The sequence below is a fragment of the Roseovarius amoyensis genome, assembly GCF_003260265.1.
In the GTDB taxonomy this organism is placed as follows: domain Bacteria; phylum Pseudomonadota; class Alphaproteobacteria; order Rhodobacterales; family Rhodobacteraceae; genus Roseovarius; species Roseovarius amoyensis.
In genome coordinates, this window is sequence record NZ_QITQ01000011.1 from 102,211 (window position 1) to 116,190 (window position 13,980).

20 protein-coding genes are annotated in these 13,980 nt (G+C 64.0%); 6 read left to right on the plus strand and 14 right to left on the minus strand.

Annotated elements, in window-relative coordinates; translation table 11 throughout:
• Nucleotides 1–24 precede the first annotated feature (24 nt).
• The 5 genes from DL899_RS11345 to DL899_RS11365 form a co-directional block, all read right to left on the minus strand.
• Nucleotides 25–987, minus strand: a complete 963-nt coding sequence (locus DL899_RS11345; protein ID WP_111734469.1) for a calcium/sodium antiporter — start codon at nucleotides 985–987, stop codon at nucleotides 25–27.
• Nucleotides 984–1,187 (minus strand): hypothetical protein, encoded by a 204-nt coding sequence (locus tag DL899_RS11350; RefSeq protein ID WP_111734470.1) that lies wholly within the window; start codon nucleotides 1,185–1,187, stop codon nucleotides 984–986. Before DL899_RS11350 ends, DL899_RS11345 begins: the two co-directional genes overlap by 4 nt.
• Nucleotides 1,168–1,965: a S49 family peptidase gene (locus DL899_RS11355; RefSeq protein ID WP_111734494.1), complete on the minus strand. Its 798-nt coding sequence runs from the start codon at nucleotides 1,963–1,965 to the stop codon at nucleotides 1,168–1,170. The genes DL899_RS11350 and DL899_RS11355 overlap by 20 nt, the downstream gene beginning before the upstream one ends.
• 145 nt (nucleotides 1,966–2,110) lie before the next feature.
• Nucleotides 2,111–2,872: an ABC transporter permease gene (locus DL899_RS11360; protein WP_111734471.1), complete on the minus strand. Its 762-nt coding sequence runs from the start codon at nucleotides 2,870–2,872 to the stop codon at nucleotides 2,111–2,113.
• Nucleotides 2,869–3,801, minus strand: coding sequence for an ABC transporter ATP-binding protein (locus DL899_RS11365; protein WP_111734472.1), 933 nt, complete (start codon nucleotides 3,799–3,801; stop codon nucleotides 2,869–2,871). Before DL899_RS11365 ends, DL899_RS11360 begins: the two co-directional genes overlap by 4 nt.
• Before the next feature lie 261 nt (nucleotides 3,802–4,062).
• Here DL899_RS11365 and DL899_RS11370 point away from each other — a divergent pair, with 261 nt between their 5' ends.
• The gene (locus DL899_RS11370) at nucleotides 4,063–4,746 is read left to right on the plus strand and encodes an SGNH/GDSL hydrolase family protein (protein WP_111734473.1); all 684 of its coding nucleotides are present in this window, start codon (nucleotides 4,063–4,065) and stop codon (nucleotides 4,744–4,746) included.
• A 7-nt stretch (nucleotides 4,747–4,753) separates the two neighbouring features.
• Here DL899_RS11370 and DL899_RS11375 read toward each other — a convergent pair whose 3' ends face one another.
• Nucleotides 4,754–5,266: an SRPBCC family protein gene (locus DL899_RS11375; protein ID WP_111734474.1), complete on the minus strand. Its 513-nt coding sequence runs from the start codon at nucleotides 5,264–5,266 to the stop codon at nucleotides 4,754–4,756.
• 201 nt (nucleotides 5,267–5,467) lie between these two features.
• Here DL899_RS11375 and DL899_RS11380 point away from each other — a divergent pair, with 201 nt between their 5' ends.
• The gene (locus tag DL899_RS11380) at nucleotides 5,468–5,761 is read left to right on the plus strand and encodes a hypothetical protein (protein WP_162685562.1); all 294 of its coding nucleotides are present in this window, start codon (nucleotides 5,468–5,470) and stop codon (nucleotides 5,759–5,761) included.
• On the opposite strand, the gene DL899_RS11385 is transcribed toward DL899_RS11380, so the two are convergent.
• Together DL899_RS11385 and DL899_RS11390 are read right to left on the minus strand one after the other, a co-directional pair.
• Nucleotides 5,751–6,608, minus strand: a complete 858-nt coding sequence (locus DL899_RS11385; RefSeq protein ID WP_111734476.1) for a universal stress protein — start codon at nucleotides 6,606–6,608, stop codon at nucleotides 5,751–5,753. The genes DL899_RS11380 and DL899_RS11385 overlap by 11 nt on opposite strands.
• 14 nt (nucleotides 6,609–6,622) lie before the next feature.
• Nucleotides 6,623–8,113 carry a SulP family inorganic anion transporter gene (locus DL899_RS11390; protein ID WP_111734495.1) on the minus strand — a complete coding sequence of 497 codons (1,491 nt, stop codon included), beginning with the start codon at nucleotides 8,111–8,113 and terminating at the stop codon, nucleotides 6,623–6,625.
• A gap of 491 nt (nucleotides 8,114–8,604) precedes the next feature.
• On the opposite strand from DL899_RS11390, the gene DL899_RS11395 reads away from it, so the two are divergent.
• Together DL899_RS11395 and DL899_RS11400 are read left to right on the plus strand one after the other, a co-directional pair.
• Complete coding sequence (locus DL899_RS11395) at nucleotides 8,605–9,126, plus strand: DUF2478 domain-containing protein (RefSeq protein ID WP_111734477.1); 522 nt, start codon at nucleotides 8,605–8,607, stop codon at nucleotides 9,124–9,126.
• Between the two features lie 21 nt (nucleotides 9,127–9,147).
• Complete coding sequence (locus tag DL899_RS11400; RefSeq protein ID WP_111734478.1) at nucleotides 9,148–10,077, plus strand: cation diffusion facilitator family transporter; 930 nt, start codon at nucleotides 9,148–9,150, stop codon at nucleotides 10,075–10,077.
• Between the two features lie 33 nt (nucleotides 10,078–10,110).
• On the opposite strand, the gene DL899_RS11405 is transcribed toward DL899_RS11400, so the two are convergent.
• The 6 genes from DL899_RS11405 to DL899_RS11430 all read right to left on the minus strand — a co-directional run bounded on the left by DL899_RS11405 (nucleotide 10,111) and on the right by DL899_RS11430 (nucleotide 13,201).
• Nucleotides 10,111–10,392 carry a DUF6522 family protein gene (locus DL899_RS11405; protein WP_111734479.1) on the minus strand — a complete coding sequence of 94 codons (282 nt, stop codon included), beginning with the start codon at nucleotides 10,390–10,392 and terminating at the stop codon, nucleotides 10,111–10,113.
• Nucleotides 10,393–10,394: 2 nt separating this feature from the next.
• Entirely contained in the window at nucleotides 10,395–10,622 is a 228-nt protein-coding gene (locus DL899_RS11410) for a hexameric tyrosine-coordinated heme protein (protein ID WP_111734496.1), read from the minus strand.
• A gap of 126 nt (nucleotides 10,623–10,748) precedes the next feature.
• Nucleotides 10,749–11,234: a DUF6505 family protein gene (locus tag DL899_RS11415; protein ID WP_111734480.1), complete on the minus strand. Its 486-nt coding sequence runs from the start codon at nucleotides 11,232–11,234 to the stop codon at nucleotides 10,749–10,751.
• Nucleotides 11,231–11,923 carry a biotin/lipoate--protein ligase family protein gene (locus DL899_RS11420; protein ID WP_111734497.1) on the minus strand — a complete coding sequence of 231 codons (693 nt, stop codon included), beginning with the start codon at nucleotides 11,921–11,923 and terminating at the stop codon, nucleotides 11,231–11,233. The genes DL899_RS11415 and DL899_RS11420 overlap by 4 nt, the downstream gene beginning before the upstream one ends.
• A gap of 10 nt (nucleotides 11,924–11,933) precedes the next feature.
• On the minus strand, nucleotides 11,934–12,998 hold the full coding sequence (gene apbC / locus DL899_RS11425) for an iron-sulfur cluster carrier protein ApbC (RefSeq protein ID WP_111734481.1): 1,065 nt from the start codon (nucleotides 12,996–12,998) through the stop codon (nucleotides 11,934–11,936).
• 2 nt (nucleotides 12,999–13,000) lie between these two features.
• Nucleotides 13,001–13,201 (minus strand): DUF6494 family protein, encoded by a 201-nt coding sequence (locus DL899_RS11430; protein ID WP_111734482.1) that lies wholly within the window; start codon nucleotides 13,199–13,201, stop codon nucleotides 13,001–13,003.
• Nucleotides 13,202–13,252: 51 nt separating this feature from the next.
• Here DL899_RS11430 and DL899_RS11435 point away from each other — a divergent pair, with 51 nt between their 5' ends.
• A complete protein-coding gene (locus DL899_RS11435) occupies nucleotides 13,253–13,531 on the plus strand; it encodes a hypothetical protein (protein WP_204355298.1) in 279 nt (92 codons plus the stop codon).
• Between the two features lie 3 nt (nucleotides 13,532–13,534).
• The gene (locus DL899_RS11440; RefSeq protein WP_111734484.1) at nucleotides 13,535–13,927 is read left to right on the plus strand and encodes a hypothetical protein; all 393 of its coding nucleotides are present in this window, start codon (nucleotides 13,535–13,537) and stop codon (nucleotides 13,925–13,927) included.
• Nucleotides 13,928–13,980 lie beyond the last annotated feature (53 nt).

A 13,980-nucleotide genomic window follows, 5' to 3' on the forward strand; every position in this document is an offset into this window, starting at 1 on the left:
AGCCCTCCCCGTCAGATCAAACCGTCAGCTCAACACAACACAGACATAGACCACGTAGAGCGAGGTCAAGACAACGCCCCAGCGCCGGCCGATATCCCGGCACATCATCACGAACGGCGCCAGTATCAGCGACGCCCCCAGCATCACCCACAGGTCGAAGGTCAGGAATTCCTTTTCGACGGGGATCTCGCCCACAAGCGACGAAATGCCGATGATCGCCAGCAGGTTGAACATGTTGGACCCAATGACATTGCCCAGCGCCACATCCGCCTGCCGCCGCAGCGCCGCCATCACCGTTGTCGCCAGTTCCGGCAGCGAGGTGCCCAGCGCCACCAGCGTCAGCCCGATCACCGCGTCGCTGACGCCGTATAGCCGCGCGATGATCGACGCATTGTCGACCAGCAGATCGGCCCCCAGCGGCAGCCCCATCAGCCCCAGCACCAGGAACGCCACGATCTGCCACCAGGGCATGTCGGGATCGGCGCCCTCGATATCTTCGGTTTCGGGGGCATCCAGCGCGATGCGCGCGGCCTCTCGCCTGTGATCGCGGGCCGCGCGAAAGGCATCGGCGAGAATGAGCGCCAGCACCGCCAGCAACAGCACCGCCGACAGGGCGTCGAACCGGCCGCGAAATGCCAGCGCCACGAACCCCACCGAGATCGCCAGCATGAACAGATATGTCCGGCGGCTCTCGCATTGGCTGACATGCAGCCGCGAGATGATTGCCGGCACGCCCAGCACCAGCAGGATATTGGCGATGTTCGAGCCCACGACATTGCCCAGCGCCAGCCCCGGCGCATCGACCAGAACGGCGTTGACCGAGATCAGCAGTTCGGGCGCCGATGTGCCGAAGGCGACGATGGTCAGGCTGACGATCAGGGCCGGCACGCCGACGCGCAGGCTGAGATTGACCGCCCCCTTTACCAGCGCATCCCCCGCCAGAAGCAGAATCACCAATCCAAGACCTGCCATCAGCCAGACGATCATCTGCCCTTACCCTTGCCTGTCGTCTTGCCGCAGTCACAAGGGCCGCGACCCATGCGAAACCGTCCGCAGCGCGCACAACGCGCGGCCGCCAGCCGTTTCTGCCCCGGAAAACGCAACCTGCCGAACATGGCCAGCACGGCCATGAACACCAGAAAAAGGGTGACGATCTTGACGATCACGTCACAGGCCGTAACGGGCATAGGCGGCCCGCTCCTCGATTGCCGCGACGCCGTCCTGCACCAGCTCCATTCCGAAACGCTGGAACAGGCCACGCCGGCGGCCATAACGGGCCAGGCGCACCTTGTCGCCGTAAAGCTCTTTCAGTTTCGGCACCATGTGGCCGATACCATCGACAAGGCCCAGCTCCACCGCGCGTCCGCCCAGCCAGAATTCGCCTGTAAACAGATCTTGCCCCTTGGCCAGCTTGTCGCCGCGCCGCGTCTTGACCTGATCGATAAAGGTTTCGTGCATCTCGCTCAGCAGCTTTTTCAGCCGCGCGACGTCCTCTTCCTTTTCCGGCAGGAACGGGTCGAGCATGCTTTTCGACTTTCCCGAGGTGTGGACACGACGCTCGACCCCCTGTCGGGCCAGCAGCACCGGCGCGCCAAAGCCGGCCGAGATCACCCCGATCGAACCCACGATCGAGCTGGGATCGACCCAGATGTCATCGGCCGAACTGGCCAGCCAATACCCGCCCGAGGCGGCGACATCCTCGACAAAGGCATGTACAGGTATTGATTTCTCTTCCGCCAGCCGCCGGATACGTGCAGCGATCAGCGAGGATTGCACCGGCGATCCGCCGGGTGAATTGATCACCAGCGCCACCGCCGCCGGCTTGCCGCGTTTGAATGCCTTTTCGATGACCGGCGTCAGCGCCTCGTCATTGAGCTGCATTCGGGCGCCGGTTCCGATGGCGCCGCTAAGCCGGATCACGGCAACCAGCGGTCCGCGTTTGACCAGGGGAAATTTAAGGTTCATCCGCCCGATGTAGAATGCACCCGGGTCCAGAACAAGGCGGCAGCACGAGGCATTTTTCGCCGTGGCGAACAAATCACGTAACCGGCGGCAAATAAGTCACGCGGCGGCACAGTCTGACCGCACCCCGGCGCGAGCCGCGCGCCTGTCACGCCCGGATACGATAGCCGGTCTTGAAGATCGCCCAGATCAGCACCAGGCAGATCGTCGTGAACGCGGCGATCGCCAGCAGGCTCAGCCCGATGGCCACATCCGCCTGGCCGAAGAACGACCAGCGGAACCCCGAGATCAGATAGACCACCGGGTTGAACAGCGTGATCGTCTGCCATGCCGGCGGCAGCATCGAAATCGAATAGAAAGAGCCCCCAAGAAACACCAGCGGCGTGACGATCAGCAGCGGGATAAGCTGAAGCTGCTCGAAATTCTGCGCCCAGATGCCGATGATGAAGCCGAAGAGCGAAAAACTGAGACAGGTCAGAACCAGGAACGCCACCATCGCCAGCGGGTGCGCGATGTCGAGATCGACGAACAGCGACGAGGTGACCAGGATTACCACCCCGATGAACATCGCCTTGGTGGCCGCCGCCCCGACATAGCCCAGCACCACCTCGAAAAAGCTGACGGGCGCCGACAGCAGTTCGTAGATGGTGCCGATGAACTTGGGGAAATAGATGCCGAATGCGGCGTTGGTGATGGACTGGGTCATCACCGACAGCATCACCAGCCCCGGCACGATGAAGGCGCCATAGGCCACGCCTTCGACCTCTGATATGCGGCTGCCGATGGCGGCGCCGAAGACCACGAAATAAAGCGAGGTCGACAGCACCGGCGAGACAAAGCTTTGCAGCAGCGTGCGAAAGAAGCGCGCCATTTCATACTTGTAGATCGCCCAGATCGCCCGCAGGTTCATGCCGCTTTCCCATCACTGACGAGGCCCACGAATATCTCCTCCAGGCTTGATTGCGCGGTCTGCAGATCCGCCAGCGCGATCCCCTCATCCGCCAGCGTGCGCAACAGCCGAGTGATGCCGGTGCGTTCGGCCTGACGGTCGTAGGTATAGCTGAGCACCCGGCCGTCATCCGACAACACCAGCCCGAAATCGGCCAGCGCTTCGGGCTCCGCGGCAATCGGTTCGGTCAGCTCGATGCGCAGGCATTTCTGCCCCATCCGCCGCATCAGCGCGTCCTTTTCCTCGACCAGCAGGATTTCACCGCGATGGATCACCGCCACCCGGTCGGCGATGGCCTCGGCCTCTTCGATATAGTGGGTGGTCAGGATGATGGTGACGCCGCTTTGCTTGAGCCCCTCGACCACGCGCCACATGTCGCGGCGCAACTCGACATCCACGCCGGCGGTGGGTTCGTCCAGAAACAGCACTCTGGGTTCGTGGCACAGCGCCTTGGCGATCAGGACCCGCCGCTTCATCCCGCCGGAAAGCTGCATGATGCGGCTGTCACGCTTGTCCCAAAGCGACAGCTGGCGCAGCACACGCTCGATCAGTGCATCGTCGCGCGGCCGGCCGAACAACCCGCGCGAAAAGCGGACGGTGTCGATGACCTTTTCGAACGGCTCCAGCGTGATTTCCTGCGGCACCAGCCCGATTATGGCCCGTGCCGCGCGATAGTCGGCAGCGATGTCAAGACCGCCGACGCGCGCATGGCCCCCTGTGGGCGCGACGATGCCGCAGAGTGCCGAGATCAGCGTCGTCTTGCCCGCCCCGTTGGGGCCGAGCAACGCCAGTATCTCGCCCTCTTCGATAGTCAGAGAGACGCCCTTGAGCGCCTGAAAGCCATCATCATAGGTCTTGGTCAGACTGTCGATCTCGACGATCGCGGGCATGGGGCGGCCTCCGCTCGGATTTCCGCACAACCTAACCCCCGGCGCAGGAAGTGCAATCGCGCCGGGGCGCAGCCCGGGGTGTGCGCAATTCCACCATTGGGCGGAAACGAACCAGACTGTTTCCCCAAGGCGCACAATACCGCCCGAAAAAGGTTGAGAATCGGCCACGGTTTTGCCACGCTTGCCCGTGGGGGCGTCACCATTCCGCATTCGCGTTCGCGCCGCGCGGGGTGGTCAGAGTAAAAAGAGATACTGCCGCCCATGTTTCTTCGTATGATTGTTCTGGTCGCTTCGGCGGCTTTGCTTTCCGCCTGTGGCGAATCCGTCACCCGTGATTTCCCCTCGCGTATTCTGGTCGTGGGCGATTCAATGCTCGCCACCCACCGCATGTCCGACAGCGCCGTCGCCGACGCGCTGGAACAGACCCTGCGCGAACCGGTGGTTGACCGCTCCACCATCGGTGCGCGGTTTCACTATGCCATGCCGATTTCCGGCAGTGCCGGGCTGAACATCACCAAGCAGTACGTGCCCGGCGAATGGGACTGGGTGGTTGTCAACGGCGGCGGTAACGACCTGTGGTTCGGCTGCGGCTGCATGATCTGCGGGCCCAAGCTGAACCGGCTGATTTCCGAGGACGGCACCAAGGGCACGATCCCCGGCTTTCTGTCGCGGCTGCGCCAGTCCGGCGCCAAGGTAATCTATGTCGGCTATCTGCGCAGCCCCGGTCTGGCCTCACCCATCGAGCATTGCCGCGACGAGGGCGCCGAGCTGGAACGCCGCGTCGCCCGGCTGTCGCAGATCGACAGTGGCCTTTATTACCTGTCGCTGCAGGACCTTGTGCCGAACGGCGACGGATCGTACCACGCCATCGACATGATCCACCCCTCGGTCAAGGGCAGCACCGCCATCGGGCAATTGCTGGCCAACGTGATTGAAGGGCCGTAAACAAGGCCTAATCGTTGCGGGTGATGAGGCGCTTGAGCCAGCCTTTCTTTTCGGCCTCTGGCGCCTCGTCCTCTTCCTTGGGGCCTTCGATCACCTCTTCGAGCCGGGCAAAGAACTGGTCGGCCATCTTCTTGGCAAAACCATCGACGATCCGGCTGCCAAGCTGCGCCAGCTTGCCGCCCACCCTGGCATCGACATCATAGGCCAGCAGCGTGCCGTTTTCGGTCTCAGTCAGGGTCACATCGGCGCTGCCCTTGGCAAAACCGGCGGCGCCGCCCTTGCCCTCTCCGACCAGTTTCAGCCGCTCGGGCCGGACCATTTCCGACAGGGTGACGGCACCGCGAAAGGTGGCCTTTACCGGCCCGACCTTTTGTACCACCGTCGCCTCGAACCCTTCTTCGGGCGATCCCGTGACCTCCTGCGCGCCGGGCACGCATTCCTTCAGCACCTCGGCGCTGGTCAGCGCCGCCCAGACCGTCTGACGGTCTGCGGCGATCTCTCTTTCACCCCGCATTTCCATTTCGGCGGCTCCTCTTCGCTGTTGATCCGGGGGCGAGCCTAGCGGAGCGTCCGAGCCGGGCCAAGACCCCGCGAGACATGGGCGCATAACCATCGCAACCGACATTTGCGCGGCGCACCCCCATGCCAGGGCCGGCTTAAGAGCAAGGCTTCACTACCCGGCCTGATGCACCTCAACACCCCCGATGCCGGGATTGCCTTCATGCTGATGGGCATCCTGGCGATTTCGGTCACCGGCATGCTGATCACGCCGCTGTCGATCCCGCTGTTGGGCGACCTGCCCGGCCCGGTGGTGATAACGGGCATCGCTCTGACCCTCGGTGCGGGGCTTTTTTGTTCCTGCGCAAGCATCATAAGCATCGCTCGCTGGTCAGCGGCGGGCGCATTCACCGGCGGTACTGGGCGGCCGACGGAAAGATATCGACATCCCGGGAATGGCCGTGCCGCAAAACCCGGATGGGCGGCGAATTTACCGCCCCCATCATTCACCGCATGATCAGGACCGGCACGCGGCAGGAACGGATCATCTCGGTCGTGGTCGAGCCGATGACAAGCGAACGCACCCGTGAATGGCCGTAAGCGCCCATTACAAGCAACTCGTGCTTGTCCTTCGTTGTGATCTGGGCAAGCACCTTTTCCGGCTCGCCGTCGCGAATGATGATCTCTGCCTCAAAGCCCCCCGCCTTGAGGGTCGCCGCCGCGTTCTCAAGCGCCTTGCGGATTTCCGGGGTTTCCCTGCCGGCAAAGACCAGCGAGATCGTCAACCCGGCAAAGAGCGGGCTTCGGTAAATGTAGTCCACCGCCTTGAGCGCCGATGACCCGCCATCGAACGCGACAAGAACCTTCCCGATCGGCCGGAATGCCCGGTTGGCAACGAAAACCGGCTTGTGGCTGGCGCGCACGATGCGTTCCAGGTTGGACCCCAGATGTTCCATCGCCACGCCTGCGGCCTCGCCACGCTTGCCGATGACGATCATGTCGCCGGTTTCCTCTTTCGCGGTCACCGTCTCGACCAGGTCCCCCTGGCGCAGGCGGGTTTCGACCTCGATATCGCCGTCGGCCTGGATGACGGCCTTGGCGTCCTCGAGTATCGCTCGCCCGTGTTCATGGGAGAGCTTGGCGCGCTCTGCATCAAGCTTGGAAAGCTGCTCCAGCAGCCGCGTACGCGCGCCCAGGCGGATCGCACCGGAAAGATCCTGCTTTTCCACGCCCTGGCGGCGCCCCATGACGTGGTAGATTTTCACCTTCCAGCCATTCTTGCCCGCAATCCAGGCCGCGTGATGGCAGACGCTCTCGGAATAGGCCGAGCCGTCCACCAATGCGATAAGCGTATTGGTTGTCATTCCTGCATCCTCCCTCAGTGGCCCATCAGTTGATCCATCGCGCCCGGCTTGTCATGAATGGCAAGCCTGTCCACGATGGTCTCCGACGCCTTGTTCAGCCCGATCAGTTCTATCTCTGCGCCTTCCCGGCGGAACTTGAGCACGGCCATGTCCAGCGCGGCAACAGAGGAAATATCCCAGATATGCGCGCGGCTCAGGTTGATCGTGACCTTCTCGGGCGCTTCCTTGAAGTCGAAGGCGCGCATAAAGTCCTCTGACGATGCAAAGAAAAGCTGACCCTCGACATGGTAGGTGCGATGGGTGCCGTCCGGGGTGATCTCACTGCGCACGCGGAAAAGCTGCGCGATCTTTCCGGCAAAGAAGATGCCAGAGAGCAACACGCCGACCAGCACCCCGATTGCCAGATTGTGCGTGTAGACCACGAAGAAAACCGTCGCCAACATCACGATGGACGAGGATTTCGGATGCTCACGCAGGTTCCTGATCGAAGACCACGAAAACGTGCCGATCGAAACCATGATCATGATCGAGACCAGGGCGGCCATGGGGATGATCGCCACGATATCGCCCAGCGCGACCACCATGATCAGCAGGAACACCCCCGCCACGAAAGAGGACAGCCGACCGCGGCCGCCCGATTTGACGTTGATGATCGACTGGCCGATCATTGCGCAGCCCGCCATGCCCCCGATGAAACCGGTGGCCGTGTTGGCGATGCCTTGTCCGATGCATTCCTGGTTTCGGTTCGAACTGGTGTCGGTCAGGTCATCCACGATCTGCTGCGTCATCAGGCTTTCCAGCAGGCCAACGACCGCGACCGCAAGCGAATAGGGAAAGATGATGGTCAGCGTTTCAAGGGTCAGCGGAATGTTGGGGATCAGGAACACCGGCAACGTATCGGGCAGCGCCCCCATGTCGCCCACGGTGCGCACATCCCAGCCGGTGACGACGGTCAGAATGGTCAGCACGATGATCGTGACCAGCGGCGAGGGGATTGCCCGCGTGATGCGGGGAAAAAGATAGATGATCGCCAGGCCGGCGGCGACCAGCGCATAGGTCAGCACCGGCACGCGCGAAGGGTCGAGTTCGGGCAGCTGCGCGATGAAGATCAGGATCGCCAGCGCGTTGACAAAGCCCGTCATCACCGATTTCGACACGAAGCGCATGACGTAGCCGAGCCTGAGAAGACCCGCACCGATCTGCAGCAGCCCCGCCAGAACCGTCGCCGCCAGCAGGTATTGCAGCCCGTGGTCCTTTACCAGCGTGACCATCAGCACCGCCGTCGCTGCGGTCGCCGCCGAGATCATGCCGGGGCGCCCGCCGGTGATCGCGGTGATCACGGCGATCGAGAACGAGGCGTAGAGCCCCACCTTGGGGTCCACCCCCGCGATAATGGAAAAGGCAATGGCCTCGGGGATCAGCGCAAGCGCCACGACAAGTCCTGACAACAGGTCGCCGCGAATGTTGTGTGTCCACTGATAGCGGTATCGGGAAAGGGAAATCATAAGCAGTTCTTCGTCCTCAGGCCACAAGCCGGTGCTCGTGGTCTTTGCAGGTTTCATCCATCTTGGGTTGTCCGGCAGCAGGCGGCTTGAACGCCAACCGGGGGTCACGGCGACCTCCATGTTCGCTCGGCACGCCAATAGCGCCGCAACGCGGCGTTGCCAAGATCGCATTTCAGCAGTTCCGGCGGCGTTACCTGTTTGCCGTTCCTGAACATCAACCAAGCGGACACGATTCACAGACGGGCGGATCATCGGCATCCTGGCGAACCACGAGGCGGTCGCGCACCAGAAGAGCCTGTTCGGCTTTCAGAACGGCGGGCATGCCGGAAACATCCCGGCCCGGTCTTTCGGGTCGCGTGCTTTCGCCCTATGTTGGCGAGCAGTTGATCGGATCGGCGCTCTTGCGCCGTCTTGTGGGCGACTGCCGGGCCACCCCACCATCGAGGCCGGGTTTCTGCCGTTCATTCGCATCATGTCGATGGAGGTCGCGCATGAATATCGCCTACACCACGGAGCCCGGACGAGGCGATGTCGACCTGCTGCTGTTCCAGGTCGCACAATCACTGATCGCCGAGGGGTTTCGCCCGGCCGGCATCGTCCAGATCAACACCGAATGCGACGATCCCGGACCGTGCGACATGGATGTAAAGGTGCTGCCGGACGGGCCGGTAATCCGCATCTCGCAGACGCTGGGGCACGGGTCGCGGGGTTGCCGCCTGGATCCGGAGGCGCTGGAAAAGGCAGTCGGGCTGGTCGGCAAGACGCTGGGCCGGGGCGTCGATTGCCTGATCGTCAACAAGTTCGGCAAGCACGAGGCCGAGGGCCGCGGCCTGCGCCCCACCATCGCCGAGGCGGTGACGCAGGATATTCCCGTTCTGGTCGGGCTCAATGCCCTGAACCGCGCCGCGTTCGACAAGTTCTCGGGCGGCATGGCCGTCGAGGCGCCGCCGCGTGTCGCCGACCTGACGGCCTGGCTGCGCGCGGCGATATCAGCCCGCCAAAGCGCCGCCTGAGCCGCGAACGGGGATCATTTCATGCCGCACGAACACGGGCACGCGCATCTGGATCCCGCGTCGGGGGACAGGCGGGTCGCCATCGCCATCTGGGCCAACGGGCTGTTGACGCTGGCGCAGATCGCTGGCGGCGTCTTTGCCGGCAGCCTGGCCCTGATCGCGGATGCGCTGCACAATCTTTCGGACATGGCGTCGCTGGTGATCGCCTTTGGTGCGCGCAAGATCGCCCGCCGCCCGGCGGATGCGCAGATGACGTTCGGCTATGGCCGGATCGAGATCGTCGCCGCGCTGATCAATTACACCACGCTGATCCTGGTCGGGCTCTACCTGATCTACGAGGGCGGCATGCGCCTGTTTGACCCGCCTGAGGTCCAAGGCTGGATGGTGGTGATCATCGCCGGGGTGGCGCTGGGTGTCGATGCGCTGACAGCGGCGCTGACGTGGTCGATGCAAAAGGACAGCGTGAATATCCGCGCGCTGTTCCTGCACAACCTGTCGGATGCGCTGGCCTCAGTCGCGGTGATCGTGGGCGGCATGCTGATCATCCTTTTTGACGCCGCCTGGGTCGATCCGGCCATCACCATCGGGATCGCGCTGTATATCCTTTACCTCTCTTTCAAGGAAATCGGCGGCCCGATCCGCACCCTGATGCTGGGCAGCCCGCCCGACATCGACAACGCCGCAGTGGTAGAGGCCATGCGCGGCGTCGACGGGGTGCACGACGTTCACCACGTTCACCTGTGGCAGATGCAGGAACACGAGTCCGCGCTTGATTGTCATGTCGTGCTGACGGGTGAGGGCTGGACCCGGATCGAGAGCATCAAGGCCGAGATCAAGACGCGCCTGCTTGAGGGGTTCGGCATCGCCCATTCCAGCCTGGAATTCGAACACGCCGAGCATGCGCACCGGCATGCCGATCTTTATGGTTGCGGAGACACCGACCGGGGCTGACCCGCCCGGACGCAGGGCAAACACTCAGGTGCGTCAGGTTCCGGCGACACCCCGCGCCGGGCGCCGCGATACGTCATAGCTGGCGCGGAACAGCACCTTGCCGTGTTCGTCGACCGTCAGCCGGCAGGTGCGGCCGCCATGGGTGAACGTCAGTCGCCAGCGCCCTGCGTCAGATCCGGTCCCGGTTTCGCAGCGGGATGTGATTGCGCCGTCGCGCATACCGCGACGGACGCCAGCCTCGCTGAGGCCAAAGATTTCGGCCAGCAGCGCGGCATCTACAACAAAACCGTCGCCATCGCGTGTGACCGCGTTCATGGCTAGTCCATCCAATAGCCGTTGGCGGCGGCGACGGTTGCGAAATGCGTGGCCACCACCTGGCTGACCGCGATCAGGGAATCGGCATTCTCGGCATAGGCGGGGCGCAGCTTGTCGCGCATGTCCGCGTCGGGCTGGGTCATCTTGACGGCGACGCGCGACATCTTGACGGCCAGGTCATACCCCTCTTCGGGGGTAGCGGTCTTGAGCGTGGGCAACCATGTGGTCATCGGGAAATCCTTTCCTGGGTTTGCGTCCTGCATGCGTCCTTGGTCGGTGTTCTGGAAACCTGAATGGGTATCCACCCAACCAATTAAGGCCAGGTGCCCAAAGTGCAAGCGCTCAGGTCCCGCCGCTCAGCCGTGGCCGGTATCGGTTACGTGGATGGCGAACTGTTCCAGCCCGGCCTCGCGCGGCTCGATCACGCGAAAGCTCTCGCGCACGCCGGCCTCGGTCAGTTCACGCTGAACCGTCAGCAGGGTGTTGGGCGCATGTTCGTCGCAAAGCTCTTGCATATGCTCGATCTCTTTGGTGGCCACGGGCAACGCGGCGGAAAGGTCGGGCGCGCCGTAGGCTTCGACGAAATGCTGCGCAAGCTGGCCGGTCAGGGTGTCGCGCTCTTCCGGCTCGATCTGGGTAACGGCGACGAAGGTCACCCGACCGAATGTTTCCAGCCCCAGCCAGCCATTGACGAATTCCTGCCGGGCCTTGCCGTTCAGGTCGTCCTCGGTCCAGTTGGAATAGGCGAATCCGCCCGAGATGCACCATTCCCCGGTGCGGGCGGGGCGCGCAAAGACGCGCGTGTCGCTTTCGTCGAAATGGATCGCGCGTGCGAGCATCATGTCCCAGTCTCCAGAACCGAACTGAGCGGGACAAGATGCGTGGTCTCGCCGTCGCGCAGCAGCATGCCGAAATTCTCGTCTACGCCCAGGAAGGTGCCGCTCAGCCCGTTCTGGGTCACGTCCTCGCCGATGGCGTCCACCAGCCCGCGCCATTCGGCCTGCAGGGCGCGCAGTTCGCCGTCTTCCCACCGCCGGATCCAGACCAGCGTGTGCCGCGACCATGCCTCCAGCAGGGCGACGGGGTCGAGTTCGGCGCAGCCTTCCTCGAAAAGCGCGGTGCGGTCAGGGTGCAGGCCGGGCTCTGACACAGTCAGTTCCAGCGGCACTTCCAGCCCGATGACCAGCCAGCCTGGCTCGGCGCGCGGGTCAGATCCACCGGCCATCGCCCGCAGGCGGCCACAGGCGGCGCCGTTCACGCGGATGTGGCCATCCCAGTCCAGGTGCACGGCCAGTTCCGCCGGCCCCAGCGCGCCCAGCGCGTTCTGAAAGCCAATGCCGCAGGCGGGCAGCATCGCCATCGCCTGTTCCAGCCGCACCTCGGGCACCAGCACCAGCGCCGCGGCCAGCGTCTGCGGCGTCACGCAATGGACAATCAGCCCCGCATCGCAGCCCAGCGCGGCCCGCGAACAGGCCTTTTCAAACGGGTCAATGCCTGGCTCGACGCGTTCGCCGGTCAGCAGGGGGGGAATTCGGGCTCCCTCATGCCACCCCCGTGGCCACCAGTTTGCGGGCGACGTCGCGGAACGCCTGCGCCTGGGCCGAGCGCGGCTTGGAAACGACGATCGGCGCACCACGGTCGGAACTGAGCCGGATGTCGATATGCAGCGGTATCTCGGCCAGCAGCGGCACGCCCAGTTTCTCGGCCTCGGCGGCGACCCCGCCATGCCCGAAAACGTGCTCCTCGTGCCCGCAATTCGAGCAGATATGCGTCGACATGTTCTCGATCATCCCCAGCACAGGTACCTTGAGCTGGTTGAACATGTCGAGCCCCTTGCGCGCATCCAGCAGCGCCACGTCCTGCGGCGTCGACACGATGATCGCGCCGTCGACGGCGGTTTTCTGCGCCAGCGTCATCGACACGTCGCCGGTGCCCGGCGGCAGGTCGACGATCAGACAATCAAGCGCGCCCCACTGAACCTGCGCCAGCATTTGCTGCAACGCCCCCATCAGCATCGGCCCGCGCCAGACGACCGCCTGGTCCTCGTTCACCATCAGCCCGATGGACATCATCGTGACACCGTGGTTGCGCAGCGGCAGGATGGTCTTGCCATCAGGGCTGGCCGCACGGCCCGTGACGCCCAGCATGCGCGGCTGCGAGGGGCCATAGACATCGGCATCCAGCAGCCCGACGCGCCGCCCCTCGGCGGCCAGCGCGCAGGCGATGTTGGCCGACACCGTCGATTTGCCGACCCCGCCCTTACCGCTGGCGACGGCGATGATGTGGTCGATGCCGGGAATGCGTTCGGGGCCTTTCGGCTGGGCTGCGCGTTTGGACTGCAGGTCGGGCGGGGCCTTGGCGCTGTGGGCGGTCAGGACCGCCGATACCTCGTCAACCCCGTCCAGCGCACGCACCGCCTGCTCGGCGGCCTCGCGCACGGGTTCATAGGTCTTGGCGTGTGCCGGGTCGATTTCCAGCACGAACCGCACGGTGGCCCCTTCGACATTGACGCCGCGCGCCACCCCGGCCGAGACGATATCGCTGCCGCCCCGAGGGTCGGCGATCTGTTTCAGGGCGGCCAGCACGCCCTCTTTCGTGGCGGCCACTGTCAGGCTTGCCTCTTGATGGTGCCGGTTACCTCGTGCTCGAGGTCCAGGCCCTCGATCGTCAGCACCATGCGCGCCTTGTATTCGCCGTTGGCACCGTCCGCCTTGCGCAGCGCGTCCTCAATCGCCTGCTGCGAGGTGACCCCCACCTGCTTGAGGAATTTGCGCATGGACATGTTGTAATCGCCGATATCGTCGCTCATCTTCCGGTTCTCCCTTTGGCAAGAATATTGACGCGGGGCATCCGCGCCGTGATGCTGTGGGTCATGGACCCTGTTCGTTCACTCGCGTGTGCGCTGGTCCTCCTGACCGCCATCGCCGGAGCCGCAACCGCCGCCAGTGCGGCCGAGGCTCTGCGCCTCGGCGTTTCCGAGCGGTTGGTCGAGACCGGTCTTCTCAAATATGTGCTGCCGCGCTTTTCGCTCAAGACCGGGGTGCGGATAGAACTGGTCGACGAAGGGGCCCATGCCCATATGGCCCTTGCCGCCGGGGGCGGTGGCCGGGCGGTGTTCACCGGTCACGGCCAAACCTGACGCATGCACATCCGCGACCGCGACCATGCCGGCGCGGCGCGCCTGGCCGACTGGCTGACATCCGAGGTGGGACACCGCACCATCGCCGCCTATCAGGTCGATGGCGCCGCGCCCTTTGCACCGGCTGTCATTGCCGAGGTCGAGGAGGCACTGTTGGAATTCGATGGCGACGAAGCGCAGGGCCTGACGCTGTCGCAGGCGCATTGCGGGCGTTGCCATGTCGTCGCCCGCGATACGGGCGACACGTCCATCGGCTCGACCCCGTCCTTCTTTGCGCTCAAGGCGATGGTGGACTGGGACACGCGGTTTCAGATATTCTATGGGCTCTGTTGCACAAATCGTGGTGTGAACGGACGTCCCCTTTCCCTGGGCACACTTATCCTACGGGCTCAGTGACGGGTATACCAAGAGCGGTGTAGCGATTGAGCACCGCGATCCGGACTTGGAGC

What these genes read in the sequence shown, in the direction of transcription:
- DL899_RS11345 (WP_111734469.1), bottom strand. Translation starts at nt 987, where the DNA reads ATGATCGTCTGGCTGATGGCAGGTCTTGGATTGGTGATTCTGCTTCTG.
- DL899_RS11350 (WP_111734470.1), bottom strand. Translation starts at nt 1,187, where the DNA reads ATGCCCGTTACGGCCTGTGACGTGATCGTCAAGATCGTCACCCTTTTT.
- DL899_RS11355 (WP_111734494.1), bottom strand. Translation starts at nt 1,965, where the DNA reads ATGAACCTTAAATTTCCCCTGGTCAAACGCGGACCGCTGGTTGCCGTG.
- DL899_RS11360 (WP_111734471.1), bottom strand. Translation starts at nt 2,872, where the DNA reads ATGAACCTGCGGGCGATCTGGGCGATCTACAAGTATGAAATGGCGCGC.
- DL899_RS11365 (WP_111734472.1), bottom strand. Translation starts at nt 3,801, where the DNA reads ATGCCCGCGATCGTCGAGATCGACAGTCTGACCAAGACCTATGATGAT.
- DL899_RS11370 (WP_111734473.1), top strand. Translation starts at nt 4,063, where the DNA reads ATGTTTCTTCGTATGATTGTTCTGGTCGCTTCGGCGGCTTTGCTTTCC.
- DL899_RS11375 (WP_111734474.1), bottom strand. Translation starts at nt 5,266, where the DNA reads ATGGAAATGCGGGGTGAAAGAGAGATCGCCGCAGACCGTCAGACGGTC.
- DL899_RS11380 (WP_162685562.1), top strand. Translation starts at nt 5,468, where the DNA reads ATGCTGATGGGCATCCTGGCGATTTCGGTCACCGGCATGCTGATCACG.
- DL899_RS11385 (WP_111734476.1), bottom strand. Translation starts at nt 6,608, where the DNA reads ATGACAACCAATACGCTTATCGCATTGGTGGACGGCTCGGCCTATTCC.
- DL899_RS11390 (WP_111734495.1), bottom strand. Translation starts at nt 8,113, where the DNA reads ATGATTTCCCTTTCCCGATACCGCTATCAGTGGACACACAACATTCGC.
- DL899_RS11395 (WP_111734477.1), top strand. Translation starts at nt 8,605, where the DNA reads ATGAATATCGCCTACACCACGGAGCCCGGACGAGGCGATGTCGACCTG.
- DL899_RS11400 (WP_111734478.1), top strand. Translation starts at nt 9,148, where the DNA reads ATGCCGCACGAACACGGGCACGCGCATCTGGATCCCGCGTCGGGGGAC.
- DL899_RS11405 (WP_111734479.1), bottom strand. Translation starts at nt 10,392, where the DNA reads ATGAACGCGGTCACACGCGATGGCGACGGTTTTGTTGTAGATGCCGCG.
- DL899_RS11410 (WP_111734496.1), bottom strand. Translation starts at nt 10,622, where the DNA reads ATGACCACATGGTTGCCCACGCTCAAGACCGCTACCCCCGAAGAGGGG.
- DL899_RS11415 (WP_111734480.1), bottom strand. Translation starts at nt 11,234, where the DNA reads ATGATGCTCGCACGCGCGATCCATTTCGACGAAAGCGACACGCGCGTC.
- DL899_RS11430 (WP_111734482.1), bottom strand. Translation starts at nt 13,201, where the DNA reads ATGAGCGACGATATCGGCGATTACAACATGTCCATGCGCAAATTCCTC.
- DL899_RS11435 (WP_204355298.1), top strand. Translation starts at nt 13,253, where the DNA reads ATGCTGTGGGTCATGGACCCTGTTCGTTCACTCGCGTGTGCGCTGGTC.
- DL899_RS11440 (WP_111734484.1), top strand. Translation starts at nt 13,535, where the DNA reads ATGCACATCCGCGACCGCGACCATGCCGGCGCGGCGCGCCTGGCCGAC.